General features: G+C 51.7%; 15 protein-coding genes and 2 tRNA genes. 10 read left to right on the forward strand and 7 right to left on the reverse strand.

Features of this window, described 5'->3' with window-relative positions:
- Nucleotides 1-10 precede the first annotated feature (10 nt).
- The 9 genes from ACF8D4_RS08665 (at nucleotide 11) to ttcA (ending at nucleotide 7,933) form a co-directional block, all read left to right on the forward strand.
- A complete protein-coding gene (locus ACF8D4_RS08665) occupies nucleotides 11-187 on the forward strand; it encodes a CcoQ/FixQ family Cbb3-type cytochrome c oxidase assembly chaperone (RefSeq protein WP_025010383.1) in 177 nt (58 codons plus the stop codon).
- A 5-nt stretch (nucleotides 188-192) separates the two neighbouring features.
- Nucleotides 193-1,173 carry a cytochrome-c oxidase, cbb3-type subunit III gene (gene ccoP, locus ACF8D4_RS08670; protein ID WP_025890018.1) on the forward strand — a complete coding sequence of 327 codons (981 nt, stop codon included), beginning with the start codon at nucleotides 193-195 and terminating at the stop codon, nucleotides 1,171-1,173.
- A gap of 104 nt (nucleotides 1,174-1,277) precedes the next feature.
- Nucleotides 1,278-1,757, forward strand: a complete 480-nt coding sequence (locus tag ACF8D4_RS08675) for a FixH family protein (RefSeq protein ID WP_025010384.1) — start codon at nucleotides 1,278-1,280, stop codon at nucleotides 1,755-1,757.
- Nucleotides 1,758-1,765: 8 nt separating this feature from the next.
- The gene (locus tag ACF8D4_RS08680) at nucleotides 1,766-4,162 is read left to right on the forward strand and encodes a heavy metal translocating P-type ATPase (protein WP_392464567.1); all 2,397 of its coding nucleotides are present in this window, start codon (nucleotides 1,766-1,768) and stop codon (nucleotides 4,160-4,162) included.
- Nucleotides 4,159-4,386 carry a cbb3-type cytochrome oxidase assembly protein CcoS gene (gene ccoS, locus ACF8D4_RS08685; protein ID WP_044734483.1) on the forward strand — a complete coding sequence of 76 codons (228 nt, stop codon included), beginning with the start codon at nucleotides 4,159-4,161 and terminating at the stop codon, nucleotides 4,384-4,386. The genes ACF8D4_RS08680 and ccoS overlap by 4 nt, the downstream gene beginning before the upstream one ends.
- Entirely contained in the window at nucleotides 4,376-5,068 is a 693-nt protein-coding gene (locus ACF8D4_RS08690; RefSeq protein WP_044734484.1) for a sulfite exporter TauE/SafE family protein, read from the forward strand. The genes ccoS and ACF8D4_RS08690 overlap by 11 nt, the downstream gene beginning before the upstream one ends.
- A gap of 55 nt (nucleotides 5,069-5,123) precedes the next feature.
- Nucleotides 5,124-5,876: an electron transport transcriptional regulator EtrA gene (gene etrA, locus ACF8D4_RS08695; RefSeq protein ID WP_025010389.1), complete on the forward strand. Its 753-nt coding sequence runs from the start codon at nucleotides 5,124-5,126 to the stop codon at nucleotides 5,874-5,876.
- Nucleotides 5,877-5,965: 89 nt separating this feature from the next.
- Nucleotides 5,966-6,892, forward strand: coding sequence for a universal stress protein UspE (uspE, locus tag ACF8D4_RS08700; protein WP_025010390.1), 927 nt, complete (start codon nucleotides 5,966-5,968; stop codon nucleotides 6,890-6,892).
- A gap of 78 nt (nucleotides 6,893-6,970) precedes the next feature.
- Entirely contained in the window at nucleotides 6,971-7,933 is a 963-nt protein-coding gene (ttcA, locus tag ACF8D4_RS08705) for a tRNA 2-thiocytidine(32) synthetase TtcA (protein ID WP_045282778.1), read from the forward strand.
- Between the two features lie 90 nt (nucleotides 7,934-8,023).
- On the opposite strand, the gene ACF8D4_RS08710 is transcribed toward ttcA, so the two are convergent.
- From ACF8D4_RS08710 to ACF8D4_RS08720, 3 genes are all read right to left on the reverse strand, one after another.
- A complete protein-coding gene (locus tag ACF8D4_RS08710) occupies nucleotides 8,024-8,461 on the reverse strand; it encodes an N-acetyltransferase (RefSeq protein WP_186265645.1) in 438 nt (145 codons plus the stop codon).
- Nucleotides 8,462-8,648: 187 nt separating this feature from the next.
- Entirely contained in the window at nucleotides 8,649-9,278 is a 630-nt protein-coding gene (locus ACF8D4_RS08715) for a DUF2987 domain-containing protein (protein ID WP_028779901.1), read from the reverse strand.
- Nucleotides 9,256-10,083, reverse strand: a complete 828-nt coding sequence (locus tag ACF8D4_RS08720; protein ID WP_025887408.1) for a glucosaminidase domain-containing protein — start codon at nucleotides 10,081-10,083, stop codon at nucleotides 9,256-9,258. Before ACF8D4_RS08720 ends, ACF8D4_RS08715 begins: the two co-directional genes overlap by 23 nt.
- Nucleotides 10,084-10,233: 150 nt before the next feature.
- On the opposite strand from ACF8D4_RS08720, the gene yvcK reads away from it, so the two are divergent.
- Nucleotides 10,234-11,136 (forward strand): uridine diphosphate-N-acetylglucosamine-binding protein YvcK, encoded by a 903-nt coding sequence (yvcK, locus tag ACF8D4_RS08725; RefSeq protein ID WP_071238158.1) that lies wholly within the window; start codon nucleotides 10,234-10,236, stop codon nucleotides 11,134-11,136.
- Nucleotides 11,137-11,226: 90 nt separating this feature from the next.
- On the opposite strand, the gene ACF8D4_RS08730 is transcribed toward yvcK, so the two are convergent.
- The 4 genes from ACF8D4_RS08730 to ACF8D4_RS08745 all read right to left on the reverse strand — a co-directional run bounded on the left by ACF8D4_RS08730 (nucleotide 11,227) and on the right by ACF8D4_RS08745 (nucleotide 15,217).
- A complete protein-coding gene (locus ACF8D4_RS08730; protein WP_144167286.1) occupies nucleotides 11,227-12,420 on the reverse strand; it encodes an amino acid aminotransferase in 1,194 nt (397 codons plus the stop codon).
- A 255-nt stretch (nucleotides 12,421-12,675) separates the two neighbouring features.
- A tRNA-Ser gene (locus tag ACF8D4_RS08735) sits at nucleotides 12,676-12,763 on the reverse strand.
- 201 nt (nucleotides 12,764-12,964) lie between these two features.
- Nucleotides 12,965-13,052, reverse strand: a tRNA-Ser gene (locus ACF8D4_RS08740).
- 164 nt (nucleotides 13,053-13,216) lie between these two features.
- Entirely contained in the window at nucleotides 13,217-15,217 is a 2,001-nt protein-coding gene (locus tag ACF8D4_RS08745; RefSeq protein WP_208129457.1) for a methyl-accepting chemotaxis protein, read from the reverse strand.
- Between the last annotated feature and the right edge of the window lie 12 nt (nucleotides 15,218-15,229).

Below are 15,229 nucleotides of genomic sequence, written 5' to 3' on the forward strand. Positions count from 1 at the left end.
GGAGGCAAATATGGACTACGGCACAATGCAAGGGATTATTACGCTGGTTTTGATCCTGGTTTTTGTCGGGATATTTGCTTGGGCATATAGCTCGCGTCGTCAAAAGCAATTCGACGAAGCAGCTAATCTGGTGTTTTCCGATGAGGAACAACACCAGAATGCGAAGGACTCAGGAGAACACAAATAATGTTAATGAGTAACTTCTGGAGTATCTGGATCACCGTACTCAGCTTACTGGTGATCGCAGGATGTTTTATTCTGCTACGGCTCTGCTCCAAAAACACCACGCCGGAGATTAAAGAAGGCGACCTGATGGACCACAGCTATGATGGTATTCAGGAGATCAATAACCCACTGCCTAAGTGGTGGAGCTATCTCTTTTATATCACCATCGTCTTTGGTCTGCTCTACCTGGTGCTCTACCCTGGCCTGGGTAACTACAAAGGCCTGCTTGGCTGGAGCAGTTCCAACCAGAGCATAGGCACCGAAAAAGGCATCAAGGCCGACTCCGCCAAGGCGATTGCTGACGCAACGGAAGAAGGCCGTTGGGTTCAGTACGATCAGGAAGTGAAGCTGGCCGATGAAAAGTACGGCCCTATCTTCGAAGCTTACAAAGCAACGCCACTGGCCGAGCTGGTCAAGAACGAAGAAGCCCTGAAAGTCGGTGGCCGTCTGTTCCTGCAGAACTGTGCCCAGTGTCACGGCTCAGCTGGTCGCGGTGGCAAAGGCTTCCCCAACCTGACCGACGGTGACTGGTTGTACGGCGGCGAGCTGGAAACTATCAAGACCACCATAATGAACGGTCGTCACGGTATGATGCCGCCTAAAGGTGGTCTGCCTATCGATGACAGCGAAATTGCTGGTCTGGCTGAATACGTAGTGAGCCTGTCCGGTCGTGAACATGATGCCGCGTTGGCCGCCAAGGGCCAAGGTTCATTTATGAAGGGCTGTTTTGCCTGTCACGGTATGGATGCCAAAGGTAACAAGCTGATGGGCGCCCCTAACCTGACCGACAATGTCTGGCTTTACGGCGGCAGCCGTGGCGTGATCATGGAATCCATCAAGAACGGCCGCAGTGGCGTTATGCCGGCGTGGAAAGACGTTCTCGGTGAAGAGAAAGTTCACGTTATTGCAGCTTACGTATATAGCTTGTCACATCAGGCTGAGAAGTAAGTTCGTTTGACTTTTCAAAGGCCTCGATAATTTCGGGGCCTTTGTTTTTAAAAAACCGCTTTCGCGATAGAATAGCCGCCCAAATAGAATAGTAGGTAAACAGTATGAGCGCTCCACAAGCCTGGTATAAGCAGTTCTGGCCTTGGTTTCTTATCGTTTTGCCCATGTGTGCCGTTATAGCCAGTTTTGCCACTCTGCGTATTGCCCTCACCAACTCAGACTCCCTGGTTGCCGATGACTACTACAAAAACGGCAAGGCAATTAACCAGGACATCCATAAAATTCAATATGCCCGTCAATTGGGAATGCAGTTTTCCCTTGAATGGCACAATGGCGAACTCCTGATAACCCAGCACGGCGGCCCAGAGTATCTGGCGGCACTGAACCTGGAGTTTTACCACCCTACTCTGGCAGAAAAGGATTTTACCCAAATGCTGACTGCCGATGCCTCCAAGGTGTATCGCTATATTCCCAATGAGTCGCTAGATGGCGCCTGGGTTGTACGAGTCGAAGGATTTGACCGTAAATGGCGTTTGCAGCAAAGACTGCAGATAGAAGCGGATAAAACCTACTGGCTCAATTGAGTGCTGTCATGACACATACAGTCTGTTTTCATTGTGGGGAGCCTGTCACCACGGGCATGCAGTTCAGTACAGTGATTGATGGTCAGGCTCAGCCCATGTGTTGCCTTGGATGTCAGGCGGTGGCTCAGGCCATCATGGATGCCGGGCTGACCAATTACTATAAATTTCGCTCCGAACCCGGCAGCAGGCAAAACGCCCTGGTGCCGGATGAGCTCAAAACCTTCAGTGCCTACGACCTTCCCGAAGTGCAACAGGACTTTGTGCACGATCAGGGTAATCAAACCTCTGTCTCGCTATCGATTGACGGCATTACCTGTGCCGCCTGCGCCTGGCTCATCGAGCACAAAGTCAAGCAGTTGCCCGGCATAGTCTCAGTGCAGGTCAACTCTACCACTCAAAGAGCCCTCATCAGCTGGCGCCCGGCCGACATCAAACTGTCTGAAATACTCAATCAAATCGGCCGCATCGGCTATCAGGCAGCACCTTACCAGCTGGATGATCAGGAAGTTCAGAGTAAAAAGAACAGCCGTAAGTTTCTGTTGAGGCTTGGCTTGGCGGGCTTTGCCACCATGCAGGTAATGATGTTCGCCCTGGCGCTGTACGCCGGTTACTTTACCGGGCTTGAGGTGGAATATCGCGACTATTTCCGCTGGGTGAGCATGATGTTTGCCGCACCTGTGGTGTTCTACTCAGCGCAGCCTTTCTATTTCAGTGCCCTGCGGGCCCTGCTCGCAGGCAGGCTCAATATGGACGTGTCTGTCTCCATTGCCATCTGCGGCGCCTATATCGCCAGCTGTATCGCGACAGTGCAAGGCACTGGCGAAGTCTATTTCGAGTCTGTGTCCATGTTCACCTTCTTCCTGCTGCTTGGGCGCTATTTTGAGCAGGCAGCGCGGCAGAAAGCCTCGGTCAGTTCGAGTAACCTGCATAAGTTGGTGCCCTTGACCGCCAAGCGTATCGGGGATGATGGCAGCAGCGAAGAGATCCCCGCCAAGCGCTTGCAAATAGGCGATCTGGTACTGGTTCGCCCTGGGGAAGTGATCCCCGCCGACGGCTTGGTAGAGCAAGGCCATTCCGCCGTCAACGAGGCCATGCTCACCGGTGAGCAGATGCCACAAAGCAAACTACCGGGAGCTCAGGTTTATGCCGGTACCATCAACCAGGATCAACCGCTTAAAGTACGGGTGAACGCCATAGGCCAGGACCAACTGGTGGCAGAGATCATCCGTTTGCAGGAACTGGCCTCCAATAATAAGCCAGCCGTCGCCATGACGGCCGACAAGCTGTCGCGCTATTTCTCCGGCACCATACTCAGCATCGCAGCCATCACTTATCTGGTATGGCACCAGTTCTCGCCCGAAGACGCCTTCTGGGTCACTCTATCTGTATTGGTGGCTACCTGCCCCTGTGCGCTGGCCTTGGCAACCCCGACGGCTGTGACCTGCGCCACTGCGCTGTTCACCCGCCTGGGGGTGATTACCCGTAAAGCAGGAGTGTTTGAAAAGTTGCCGCAAATTGATGCCGTGGTCTTTGACAAGACAGGTACCCTCACCTGCGGCAATCTGACCTTGCTGGAAACCCGCATCACCAAAGGCCGTGAGGCTGAGTATAGCGAGTTGCAGGTGCAACAAGTGGCGGCAGCGCTTGAAGCCGGTTCACTGCACCCGATAGCCCTGGCCTTTAGCCCTTATGCCGGCGCTCTTGAAGCCAACGAGGTGCATCATCAGGTGGCTCGCGGCATCAGCGGCAAGATCAACGGTTGCGACTTTAAGATAGGCAACGCCGAGTTTGTTGGAATCGAGCTCGCCGCCAGTGAACAGCAGCAAGTGTTCCTTGCCGATGAGCAAGGCTTGGTGGCCAGTTTTGTTTTGCAGGACAGGCTGAGGGAAGACGCCAAGGATACGGTCGAGGCTCTCAAGGCAAACAATATCCGTCTGGCGATTGCCAGCGGCGATACCCGGCCCCATGTGGAATCCCTGGCTCGGCAAGTGGGCATAGCGGAAGTGCACGCAGACATGAGCCCGGCAGATAAACTCGATTATGTACGCCGTTTGCAACAGCAACATAAGGTGGCCATGTTCGGCGACGGCATCAATGATGCCCCTGTGCTTGCCGGCGCCGATCTCTCTATCGCCATGGGCAGTGGCACTGCGCTGGCGAAAAACAGCGCCGATCTGATTTTGCTTGGCGATCATCTATGGCGTTTTACTCAAGCCATAGCGGTTGCCCGTAAAGCCAATCGTATCATTCGCCAAAATCTTGCCTGGGCTTTGGGATATAACCTTCTTATACTGCCTCTGGCCGTTACAGGCCATGTCGCACCATATATCGCCGCCATCGGCATGTCGGCCAGTTCGCTGATCGTTGTCAGCAACAGCCTCAGACTTCTCAGGGTTCGCTTATGAGTATTATCTACGTACTAATCCCCATCGCCATGCTGTTTGTGCTGATTGCTGTTGGTGTCTTCTTCTGGGCGGTAAAATCGGATCAATTTGACGATCTCGAGCGCCACAGTGTGTCGATTCTGTTTGATGAGGAACCTTTGGACAACAAGGCGCAACAGGAGCAATCTCAAACGGCTGAAGCTGAAGTCACTCAAGCGCCTCAGGATAGAGGCAATGGAATATAACCTCACCGGCGCCTTTTTGGTGGGCCTGATGGGAGCCGGACACTGCTTTGGTATGTGCGGCGGTTTGGTGGGCGCCTTTTCCAGCCAGCTTCCCGCTGCCCATCGAGGCCAGAATCCGTTGGCGCAACAACTCTCGTTTCTGCTTCCCTATAACCTTGGTCGTATTCTCAGTTACAGCCTGGCCGGCGCTTTAGTGGGCGGTTCTGCCGCCGGGCTTGGCATGCTGTTTGATATCGATATCTACCTCTTGGTGCTCAGGCTCATTGCCGGTGTGATGATGATCGCCATGGGCCTCTACATTGCCCGCATCTGGGCCGGTTTGGTGCAGATTGAGCGTCTTGGTCAAGGATTGTGGCGTTTACTTAAGCCATTGTCCCAAAAAGTGTTACCTGTAACTCATCCCGGGCAAGCTTTGGTGGCCGGCATGGTTTGGGGCTGGCTGCCCTGTGGCCTGGTATACAGCACTCTCACCTGGGCAGTGGCCAGCGGCAGTGCCGGCCAGGGCGCGCTAATCATGCTTTGTTTCGGTTTGGGAACATTACCTGCCTTGCTCAGCGCCGGAGTGGCCGCCAAGGCGCTGGCCGACTGGGCTCAAAAGCGCGCCGTACGCTTGATTGCCGGTTTACTCCTGGTTGGCTTCGGGATCCAAACACTCTATATCGCCCTGGCTCAGCTTGACTAGCCGGGGTCGGTGAATTGGTTTAACATGGGAAGAGTCGCTTTACTTGAGAAAGACTATGACAATAGACAATAACAAGCATCGTCGCCCTGCTGCCGGGGGCTGTACCATTCATTGTCATGATTGCAGCATGGGGACCTTATGTATTCCCTTTACGCTCAACACCAATGAGTTGGATCAGCTTGACAATATTATCGAGCGCAAGAAACCCATTCAGAAGGGTGAACAGTTGTTCAAGTCCGGAGATCCGTTGAAATCTCTGTATGCTATCCGCTCCGGAACGATTAAAAGCTATACCATCACAGAACAGGGCGATGAGCAGATCACCGGTTTCCACCTGGCTGGTGATGTCATAGGCTTTGACGGTATCCATGCCCAATCACACCAGAGTTTTGCCCAGGCCCTGGAAACCTCTATGGTGTGTGAAATTCCCTTTAATACTTTGGATGAACTCTCCGGCACCATGCCCAAACTCAGGCAGCAGATCATGCGCCTGATGAGTAATGAAATCATGAGTGACCAAGGGATGATCCTGCTGCTCAGCAAAAAGAATGCCGAAGAGCGCCTGGCGGCCTTCATCAGTAACCTAGCAGCCCGATTCGGTAGCCGCGGCTTCTCCCCCAGGGAATTTCGCCTCACCATGACCCGTGGTGATATAGGCAACTATCTTGGCCTGACGGTGGAAACTATCAGCCGTTTGCTGGGACGGTTCCAAAAGGCCGGACTGATTGAAGTAAAAGGAAAATATATCACTATACTGGATCTTGAAGAGCTCGACAGGCTGGCAGGAGCCGCCCGGATAGCAAGATAGCAAGCGATTCAATATATTGATCTCAAGCAATACAAATCACAGCCAATATCGCATGATATAGGTATATCCTGCGGAATAAGGAAAAAGCCATGAGGGATTATCAAAAGCTATTGGTCGTAGTCGACCCTACATCGGAAAAACAGCCTGCCCTTGCCCGCGCGGTGGAACTCGCCACTCGCAGCAAGGCCAAGATCACTGTCTTTCTGTCCATCTTTGATTTCTCCTATGAAATGACCTCTATTCTTTCCAATCAGGAACGTGAGGCCATGCGTCAGGGGGTTATCAATCAACGCAAAGCCTGGATTGCCGATCTGCTCAAGCCGCATCAGCAAGCCGGACTCGAGATGGACAGCGAAGTACTGTGGCATAACCGCCCCTTCGAGAGCATCATCAACTTTGCCATTCAGGGAGAGTACGACCTGATAGTCAAAGGCACCCATGAGCACGACAAACTCAAGGCCGTTATTTTCACCCCCACCGACTGGCACTTGTTGCGTAAGGCTCCAGTGCCTGTATTGCTGGTAAAACAGCATGACTGGCCGGTGAAAGGCAAAATTCTCTGCGCTGTCAACGTTGCCTCTGAAGATGAGGAGCATCAATCCCTGAACGGCAAGATCATTGAACATGCCCAGGAATTGGCGGCCAAGTTCGATGCCGAGGTACACCTTGTCAACGGTTATCCCGGAACTCCGGTCAACCTGGCGATTGAACTGCCGGACTTTGATGCCCACACCTACAACGAAACCATTCGTATGCAGCATGAGCAGCGGGTCAATTATCTGGCCAACAGTTACGGGGTCGATACCGCCCACTGCCACGTGAAAGAAGGTTTACCTGAGGATGTTATCCCTGAGCTGGCGGAGCAACTGGACGCCGAGCTGGTCGTTCTCGGTACTGTGGGTCGTACCGGTTTCTCTGCCGCGCTTATCGGCAACACGGCAGAACATGTGATAGATTCGGTCAACTGCGATCTGCTGGCGGTAAAACCCGACGGTTATAAGTCGCCTCTGGCCTGAGTCGCCCCTTTACCCGACCGACTTTAGCTGGAATAATACGCGCCCTGAACCATAGTGTTACTGGGCGCTTATTTTTTTATGTCTGAAGTTATGCAAGAGCTGGATAAGAAACAAATCACTCGTCTCAACAAACTGCAAAAGCGTTTACGCCGCGAAGTCGGCAGTGCCATTGCTGATTACAACATGATTGAAGAAGGCGATCGCGTGATGTGCTGCCTCTCCGGCGGCAAAGACAGCTATGCCATGCTGGACATTTTGTTGAACCTGCAGCAGCGTGCACCTGTGCAGTTTGAAATTGTCGCCGTCAATCTGGATCAGAAACAGCCCGGCTTCCCGGAAGAAGTGCTGCCGGCCTATCTGGATAGTTTAGGCGTGGCCTACCATATTCTAGAAAAAGACACTTATTCGATAGTCAAAGATAAGATCCCCGAAGGCAAGACCACCTGCTCGCTTTGTTCCAGGCTGCGCCGCGGTACCCTTTATGGGTTTGCCCAGCGAATAGGAGCCACCAAGATAGCGCTGGGCCATCACAGAGACGACATCATAGAAACCCTGTTCCTCAACATGTTCTATGGTGGCAAGATGAAGGCCATGCCACCCAAGTTGCTATCGGATGATGGTGCCAATATGGTGATCCGTCCCCTCGCTTATTGCCGAGAAAAAGACATTGCCGAATACGCCAAACTGAAAGCCTTCCCTATCATTCCTTGTAACCTTTGCGGCTCCCAGGAAAACCTCAAGCGCGCCGAAGTCAAAAATATGCTCAAATTGTGGGACAAACAGTTCCCCGGGCGTATCGAAACCATCTTTACTGCGATGCAAAATACCGCGCCGTCCCAGGGTGTTGACCGCACAGTGTTTGACTTTATGGCACTGGAGCGCAATCCGGATGCTCCTGCCAGCGGGGAAGTTGCCGAAGCCGATTTACCCGCCTTTGACTTTATGGATGTCAGCAACAGCGGTCATATCGATCTCGACAGTGCCGCCAAACATGCTGATCAAAGCCAACGTATCGAAGTGGTTGGCATCTATCAGCCTTGATACACCTATTCCGAACAAGCACTTGGTGCTTGTTCGGAAATGCTCTGTTTACTGCCGTTTACTTCATCAAAACTAAAGCCACTATCAAAACTAAAGCCACTTTTGCATAAACAGCAAACGCTTGCCATTGACCTCAGTAGTATCGAATTCACAATAGCCCAGCTTTTGATAGATATGGCGGCCAACCTGATTAGCAGCAAATACATCGAGCCAGATACGTGAAGCGTTTAACTCATTAAGGCAATACTCTTCCATCAATTGCATCGCTCTTTGACCTAAACCTTGACCCTTATGGGCGACAACAATTCTTCTGAACTCTATCTCCTTCGGCTTATCCTCGACCAAAATCATAAAACCCGCGAGTAACTCATTTTGATAAATCGAAAGATAGTGGACAGTATCCTTCGTCATTTCGGCCAGATGCTTTTCCGCCGGATAAGGCATGATAAAGCCGGCCGTATTTTGCAACTGTTCCATTGCCACGAATTGCCCAATCTCAGTCACGATAGCCTGCTTTAATTCAATCATTTTACTTCCGATCTCAAAATGCTAACCGCATTATTCTATATGTTGCAGGAGAGGCGATATATCGGTTTCATGTTGAACCTGTGCTTCATACGACATAAAAAAGCCCCGCAATGCGAGGCTCTGCTTTGTTTGACCATAACTAACTTACCCGAACGGTTTGACAGCGGGTTTAGCGGTTACTCGTTTGTCATTTGCCTGGCGCGACCCAAGGGCTGATAACTTTGGGTGTAGCGTCAAACTTCAGCGTCTCAAGTAACGCGATTTCCTCGTTACTGAGTTCATAGCGCTTATCCAGCGCCTGGTGGCGGCCATCGAACCAAGCACCATTTTCACTGCCGCTAAACTCTATGCTCAAACCCGAGATAGGCTTGGCGAAGTACTTCATGGGAAAGCCTTGCATCTGCTTCAGCGCTTCATTCATTTGACTGCTGATGTTTCTCAGCTCGTCGCCGCTGTATTCTTGCTTGGGATTACGCACTCTGAGCTGCATCCCAATGCCACAGCCTTGCCCTTCACCTGCAATCTCAAGATTAATCAAGGCCCTGGCATTCTTGAGTTTTTCATCAAAGGGAATGAATAGCCGTTGGCCGGCATCGAAGGTCAGCGGAAAGCGCTCAGTCTCTGTACTTATACTGCCGGCTTTCACCTGACAGCTCTGGGTTTCAGGCACTGTAAACGCCAGATCTATGAGTTGATAATTCCCCTTATTCATCACTTTCATCCGTGCGTAAAAGTCGGCGTAGTTCAAAGATACCTGGCTCGCCATCAAAGAGGGTGACAGCAACAAGAGTGCACTAAACAGCAGTTTTTTCGACATGGTTATCCACCAAATATTCTTCGTTGTGACGCAGCATATCGAGCAATTCGTCTATGTAGGCTTCCTGACGCTCCGAGTAGTTGACCAAACCATAGACCAGCTTTTCAGCGGTCAGCGGTTCTTGCTGGCTACGGAGATCGGCGCGAATGGAGCGAAACAGAGAATAGGCTGCATTGGAATTAAGATTGCGCATATAGGAAGCCACGGAATCATCGACCGATTTAAATACCGCAACCTCATGGGACATACCCTCGGTGCGTGACTGCGGCACCAAGCCGCAGCCTTTCTTGAAACACCATTGGCCAAAGAAATTGAGTCCTTCGCGGGCAAAGCGTGAGCTGCCCCAGCCGGTCTCATTGGCCGCCTGGATAAGTACCATAGATTCGGGGATCACATCGACCCGACGCAGCAATTTATTGATGCTGTCGCTATCGATAGCGCGCATGGCATATTGATACTTTTCCGCCAAGCGTTGAATACGATATTGCTCGGCATCATTGAGCTGATGCTGGTTTTGCAGATGTTTTTGCACCTGCTCGAGGAATTTACGTTCCTCGGCGATAATCCGGTTTTGTTTTTGCACCGCCGGACGCAGGAAGTCAAAAAACGCCTGTTTCTTGTCGCTGACAACACTGATACTGCTGAAATCGGGGATCAAGCTGACGCCCAATTGGTTCTTTATCAGTGGCGCTGAAGTCTGCTCGGCGGTTTTCAAGCTGGGTATCAAATACACTCTCAGTGCCAATACCGACAGGATCACCAAAGCCAGTGCCAGGGTAAATGAGCCAAGTTTTCCGGTTTTCAATCAGTCTTTCCTTTTGCCTGTTGCCCAAAGGTTACGGGGAAAATGTCCGCGCATTATATGTCAGATATCTCTTTTCACAAAATCAGCCGCTGGCAGCTTTCCCCCACTAATGTAGAATGTAAGGGTTTGAAACCGCAGCAAGGATCCGCTATGCAAGCGCAGTTGTTCAGTCAATATCGGCAAGTTGTTGCCATTGGCGGTGGCCATGGTTTGGGAAGAGTCCTGTCAGCCTTGGCGTTTCTGGGTAACCACCTCACCGGCATAGTGGCGACAACAGACAATGGCGGTAGCACTGGCAGGTTAAGAAACAGCAATGACTGTATCGCCTGGGGCGATCTGCGCAACTGTCTCAGCCAGCTGGCCCATAAACCTTCTGTTGGCTCCTTGTTGTTCGAATACAGATTTGATGGCCAGGACGAGCTCAGCGGCCATAACCTGGGCAATCTTATCCTGACTGCGTTGGATCAGCTCTGCGTCCGGCCGCTTGAGGCTATCAATCTTATCCGCGGCCTGCTCAAAATCGAGACCCGTCTGTACCCCATGTCGGAACAACCCACACACCTTTTGGCACTCGATGTCTCCGGCAGTAAGGTGTTTGGTGAACTGGAAGTCGACAGCATGGCAGAGCGGCCCGTGGCAATGAATCTTGAACCTATGGTTCGGGCCACAGAGGAAGCGGTGGCGGCCTTGACAGCTGCCGAACTGATAATTTTAAGCCCGGGAAGCTTTCTCACCAGCTTGATGCCGCCTTTGCTGTTGCCCGAGTTGGCCGCCGCCATTAAAAACAGCGCCGCTAAAGTGGTATTTATCGATAATCTGAAGCCCGAGGCTTCTGTGGCGGGCGAACTCAGTCTCAATGCCAAACTGGATTGGTGTCAGCAACTCATAGGCACCGGGCGTATTGATGCTGTGCTGTGTCATGGTCAGCCTGCGCAGGAAGGATTGATTTATCGCTCGCCGCTTGCCGACCCAATCCAGAGTGGCTGCCACGACAGAGACGCCCTGGTCAGCGCGCTGGTGCAAGCTCTGCAGCCGAAGAAACTCATTGCCTGAGCAGCATTTTTTAAGACAGGTTTTTGTGGCCGGATAAGTAAAAAGGACAGCTGCAGCTGTCCTTTTTAAGTTTGGCAAAATCCAACAGGCTTAGAGCACCTTGGCTATCGCCTTGCAGATAACCGGCATATTGGTCTTGGTCATCCCGGCAACACTGATACGGCCGGAGCCGACAATGTAGACGCCGAACTCATCTTTAAGCCTGGCAACTTGTTCCTTGTTGAGGCCCGAGAAGCTGAACATACCGTTTTGACGAGAGATGAAGCTGAAGTCGCGATCGACGCCTTCGGCCTTGAGGCTCTCAACGAACAGGGTTCTCATGCTGGCTATGCGCTGGCGCATTTCAGTCAGCTCTTGCTGCCACAGGGCATTAAGTTCAACGTCGTTGAGAATAGTGCTGACAATCATGGCACCATGAGCCGGCGGGTTTGAGTAGTTGGCGCGAATGGTACGCTTAACCTGACTGAAAGCCCGGGCAGCAGATTCACTGTCTTTGGCCACCAGAGTCACGGCGCCGATACGCTCATTATAGAGCCCGAAGTTTTTCGAGAAAGAGTTGGCAACCAGCAGCTCCGGCACCAAGGCGGCAACGGCTCTGAGCCCTTGGGCATCTTCTTCAATTCCAGTGCCAAAGCCCTGATAGGCAAAGTCAAACAGGGGAACCAAGCCCTTTTCGGCACACAGTTTGGCAACTTGCTGCCATTGATTGATATTCAGATCGATACCGGTCGGATTGTGGCAGCAGCCGTGCAGCAGCACAAGATCACCCTCACTCGCCTGTTGCAGATCTGTCATCATGGCATCGAAGTCGAGAGCATGGGTTTCTGCCTGATAATAGCTGTACTCTTTGATCTCAAGCCCGGCGGTTTCGAAAATGTTCTTATGATTGGCCCAGGTTGGGTTGCTGATCCAAATGGTTTTGCTGTCTGTGTTGCTCAGGACAAACTCGGCAGCGACCCGCAGTGAGCCGGTACCTCCCGGCGCCTGAGCCGTTACTGCCCGGCCATCGGCGATTATGACGTTGTCTTTACCGAATAGCAGTTGTTGAACCGCCTGGTTATACAGGGCAACCCCTTCGATACCGAGATAGCTCTTGGTCTTTTCCTCTTCGAGCAACTTGGCCTCTGCCAACTTGACCGACTTGAGTACCGGGGTCTGGCCAGCCTCATCCTTATAGATGCCAACACCCAGGTTGACTTTATCCGTGCGGGGATCGGCTTTAAAAGCCTCGGTTAAACCAAGAATGGGATCGGCCGGCGCGGCGGTAATCTGAGAAAAAATCATGACAGCTTTCCTGTAATTGGACATGTAGGGACAAATCGGCTCCATTTATACCATTGTCCTCGCCCGGGTTACAGTCTCCTTGGCAGATTCTGAGTCATTTAATTTATTACTTGAAGGATATTCACTCAGAAAGGAAATTTGTCATGGATATGACAACGAAGTGCGCTACGGATGACTTCAGCCCGTTTGTGATGTCGGTTAGGTTCGGAAATGAAAAACGGGACCCAGTTAATACTGGATCCCGTTATCAGAATCTGGCGGTGAAGGAGGGATTCGAACCCTCGATACGTTGCCGTATACACACTTTCCAGGCGTGCTCCTTCAGCCACTCGGACACCTCACCGTACGTTGGACATTGCGTCTCAACGGGGCGCTACTATAGAGAACTCCAAAGGCCGGGTCAATGCTTTATCGCGCATTATCATCCGTTCGCTTGGTTTTTAGCCTTGAAGGACAGAACAGTCTGAGATGACTTCCCTATCATCCCCTGGGCTTTACAAACGAAAACGGGGTTCAGCCTAAACTGAACCCCGTCGTCTAAATCTGGCGGTGAAGGAGGGATTCGAACCCTCGATACGTTGCCGTATACACACTTTCCAGGCGTGCTCCTTCAGCCACTCGGACACCTCACCGCATCAATACTATTTACTGTGCGTATCAACACATTCAGCAAGAGATATCTCTATCCTCTTGATGGAGCGGTACTTTACGCAAAAGGCGAATGCCGGTCAAGCAAAAATCCGCCATAATATCCGTTTGCGTGTTTGCTGAACAAAACAGGTGAAAAATGCTGCAATCAATGTTCATTGAGGCGGAATTTACTCACCTCATCGCTCATCTTGTTGGCGTCTTTAATCAACAGCTCATTGAGTTTGCCAAGCTCATTGGCGATATCCTGAGTATTGCGGTAAATATCGCTGATCTTCATAGCGTTGCGATTCACCTCTTCTGAGACGGCCGACTGCTCATGGGTCGCGGCAGCTATCTGTTCATTCATGCTATCGATAACCTCCACGTGCTCAACTATGCGTCTGAGTTCCTCACCGGCGCGATTGGCCTCATCGACACTGGTACCCGCCTGTGTCTTGCCTTTGGTGATGGCGGCTACCGCCACTTCGGCGCCCTGTTTGAGCCTTACTGTCATATTACGAATATCTTCGGTGGAAGATTGTGCCCGCTGCGCCAGATTGCGCACCTCATCGGCCACCACGGCAAAGCCGCGGCCCATTTCGCCGGCCCGGGCGGCTTCGATGGCGGCATTCAGAGCCAGGAGATTGGTCTGCTCGGCTATGCCACTGATGACCTCCAGTACACTGACAATGCCGTGAATATCTTTATCCAGTTTGGATATTGCATCGGCGGCATAACTAATCTCTTCAGCCAGTTCATTGATGGCCGATGCCGTGCGCCCCACTTCCAGGCTCCCTTCCCTGGCCTCAGTGCTGGCTTGATTGGACGCTTCCGAGGCCCGTACCGCATTGGAGGCAATTTCCTGTACGGTTGAGCTCATTTCTGTCATCGCCGAAGCCACTTGTTCTGTCTCACTGTAGCCAACAGATACATCGGCTTGCATCTGGGTCGAGTGTTGTTCCATCTGTTGCACCACTCCAAGCAGGGTCTTGCTGCTGGAGCGGACGCGCAGTATTACCTGTTCAAAGTCGGTCATCATACTGTTGAAAGACTCGGCCAGCTCGCCAAATTCATCTTTGCCCGTATGGGGCAAACGCACGCTTAAGTCATAGTGAGCCCGGGCTCGGGTTACGCCTTGATGTAACTCCCTCAAGCTGCCGTGCAAATACTTGAGTATGATGCTGGAGACCAGACTGACAATGATCAGACCTATCACCATGATCCCGAGTAGAAGCCAGGTCTGATTGGCTGCGCTTTGCTGTTTACTCAGAGTCTCTGCCAGCAGTTTGTCTGACAGCTGTTGCTCAAACTTATGCAGAAGATCGATACGGGCTGTGGATTGGGTAAACCAGGTTTCGGGAGATTGAGATTGGAGATCTTCGGCTTTCTGACCAAAGGCCAATTCCCTCAAGCGAGCCACTTCAGCCACTGCGGCTTGGGCTTGCAATACCTTTAAATTCTTGAGTGCGGTTTCATCAGCCAAGGCCACAAACCTTTCCTGATAAGCGTCCTGCTCGGAAACCAGAGTGATAAATTTGCGATAGACACCGGGTTTAAACTCACTTTGGCCGAAGGTTGAACTCAGTACGGCTCGCTCGATACCGGCGCGTTCCTTCATCTGCAAAAAGGCCGAGAATGCTGCAGCTTGCATGGCAATTTGTTGATCGCCGCCCTTCTGTACACTGAGATCGACAATCGACAGCAGTAATTTATTCAACTGAGTGTAAAACGCCACTTCTTCAGCAACGCTTATCCCTTGTCTATCAACCTGGCTGCGAATTTCTCTCAAGCGGGCAATGCTGTTCCTTGCCTCGGTTAAATCAGCGGCAAAATCGGTGGGCAGTTGATGATTATTCAAGAAATCATTGAATTGTTGGAGTTGATTATCTGTGAGTTGCCGCTGGCCCGGTAGTTTGTCGGCAAAGCTCTTGCCCTTGGAGCCGAGATAACCGGCGCTCATGCCGCGTTCTTTTTGTAGCTCATGCACCAGCGCCGAGTTAACCACCGCCAGTTCACTGAGATCCAGCACTTCTTCCAGGCCATTGGCGAGCGACAGCCGATCGCTGAACAACAAAATACCAAACAGGGTTGCCGCAATAAAAGGCGGCAGGATAACCAAGAGAAATTTGTGTTTCAGAGGAAGATTTTCAATCCATTGCCATTTCATTGATGCATCCTT

Source organism: Shewanella sp. YQ_9 (genome assembly GCF_043103185.1).
Classification (GTDB): Bacteria; Pseudomonadota; Gammaproteobacteria; order Enterobacterales; family Shewanellaceae; genus Shewanella; species Shewanella algae.

Bases quoted from the DNA above. Each gene is read 5' to 3' on its own strand.
- ACF8D4_RS08665 (WP_025010383.1), top strand. From the start codon at position 11: ATGGACTACGGCACAATGCAAGGGATTATTACGCTGGTTTTGATCCTG.
- ccoP (WP_025890018.1), top strand. From the start codon at position 193: ATGAGTAACTTCTGGAGTATCTGGATCACCGTACTCAGCTTACTGGTG.
- ACF8D4_RS08675 (WP_025010384.1), top strand. From the start codon at position 1,278: ATGAGCGCTCCACAAGCCTGGTATAAGCAGTTCTGGCCTTGGTTTCTT.
- ACF8D4_RS08680 (WP_392464567.1), top strand. From the start codon at position 1,766: ATGACACATACAGTCTGTTTTCATTGTGGGGAGCCTGTCACCACGGGC.
- ccoS (WP_044734483.1), top strand. From the start codon at position 4,159: ATGAGTATTATCTACGTACTAATCCCCATCGCCATGCTGTTTGTGCTG.
- ACF8D4_RS08690 (WP_044734484.1), top strand. From the start codon at position 4,376: ATGGAATATAACCTCACCGGCGCCTTTTTGGTGGGCCTGATGGGAGCC.
- etrA (WP_025010389.1), top strand. From the start codon at position 5,124: ATGACAATAGACAATAACAAGCATCGTCGCCCTGCTGCCGGGGGCTGT.
- uspE (WP_025010390.1), top strand. From the start codon at position 5,966: ATGAGGGATTATCAAAAGCTATTGGTCGTAGTCGACCCTACATCGGAA.
- ttcA (WP_045282778.1), top strand. From the start codon at position 6,971: ATGTCTGAAGTTATGCAAGAGCTGGATAAGAAACAAATCACTCGTCTC.
- ACF8D4_RS08710 (WP_186265645.1), bottom strand. From the start codon at position 8,461: ATGATTGAATTAAAGCAGGCTATCGTGACTGAGATTGGGCAATTCGTG.
- ACF8D4_RS08715 (WP_028779901.1), bottom strand. From the start codon at position 9,278: ATGTCGAAAAAACTGCTGTTTAGTGCACTCTTGTTGCTGTCACCCTCT.
- yvcK (WP_071238158.1), top strand. From the start codon at position 10,234: ATGCAAGCGCAGTTGTTCAGTCAATATCGGCAAGTTGTTGCCATTGGC.
- ACF8D4_RS08730 (WP_144167286.1), bottom strand. From the start codon at position 12,420: ATGATTTTTTCTCAGATTACCGCCGCGCCGGCCGATCCCATTCTTGGT.
- ACF8D4_RS08745 (WP_208129457.1), bottom strand. From the start codon at position 15,217: ATGAAATGGCAATGGATTGAAAATCTTCCTCTGAAACACAAATTTCTC.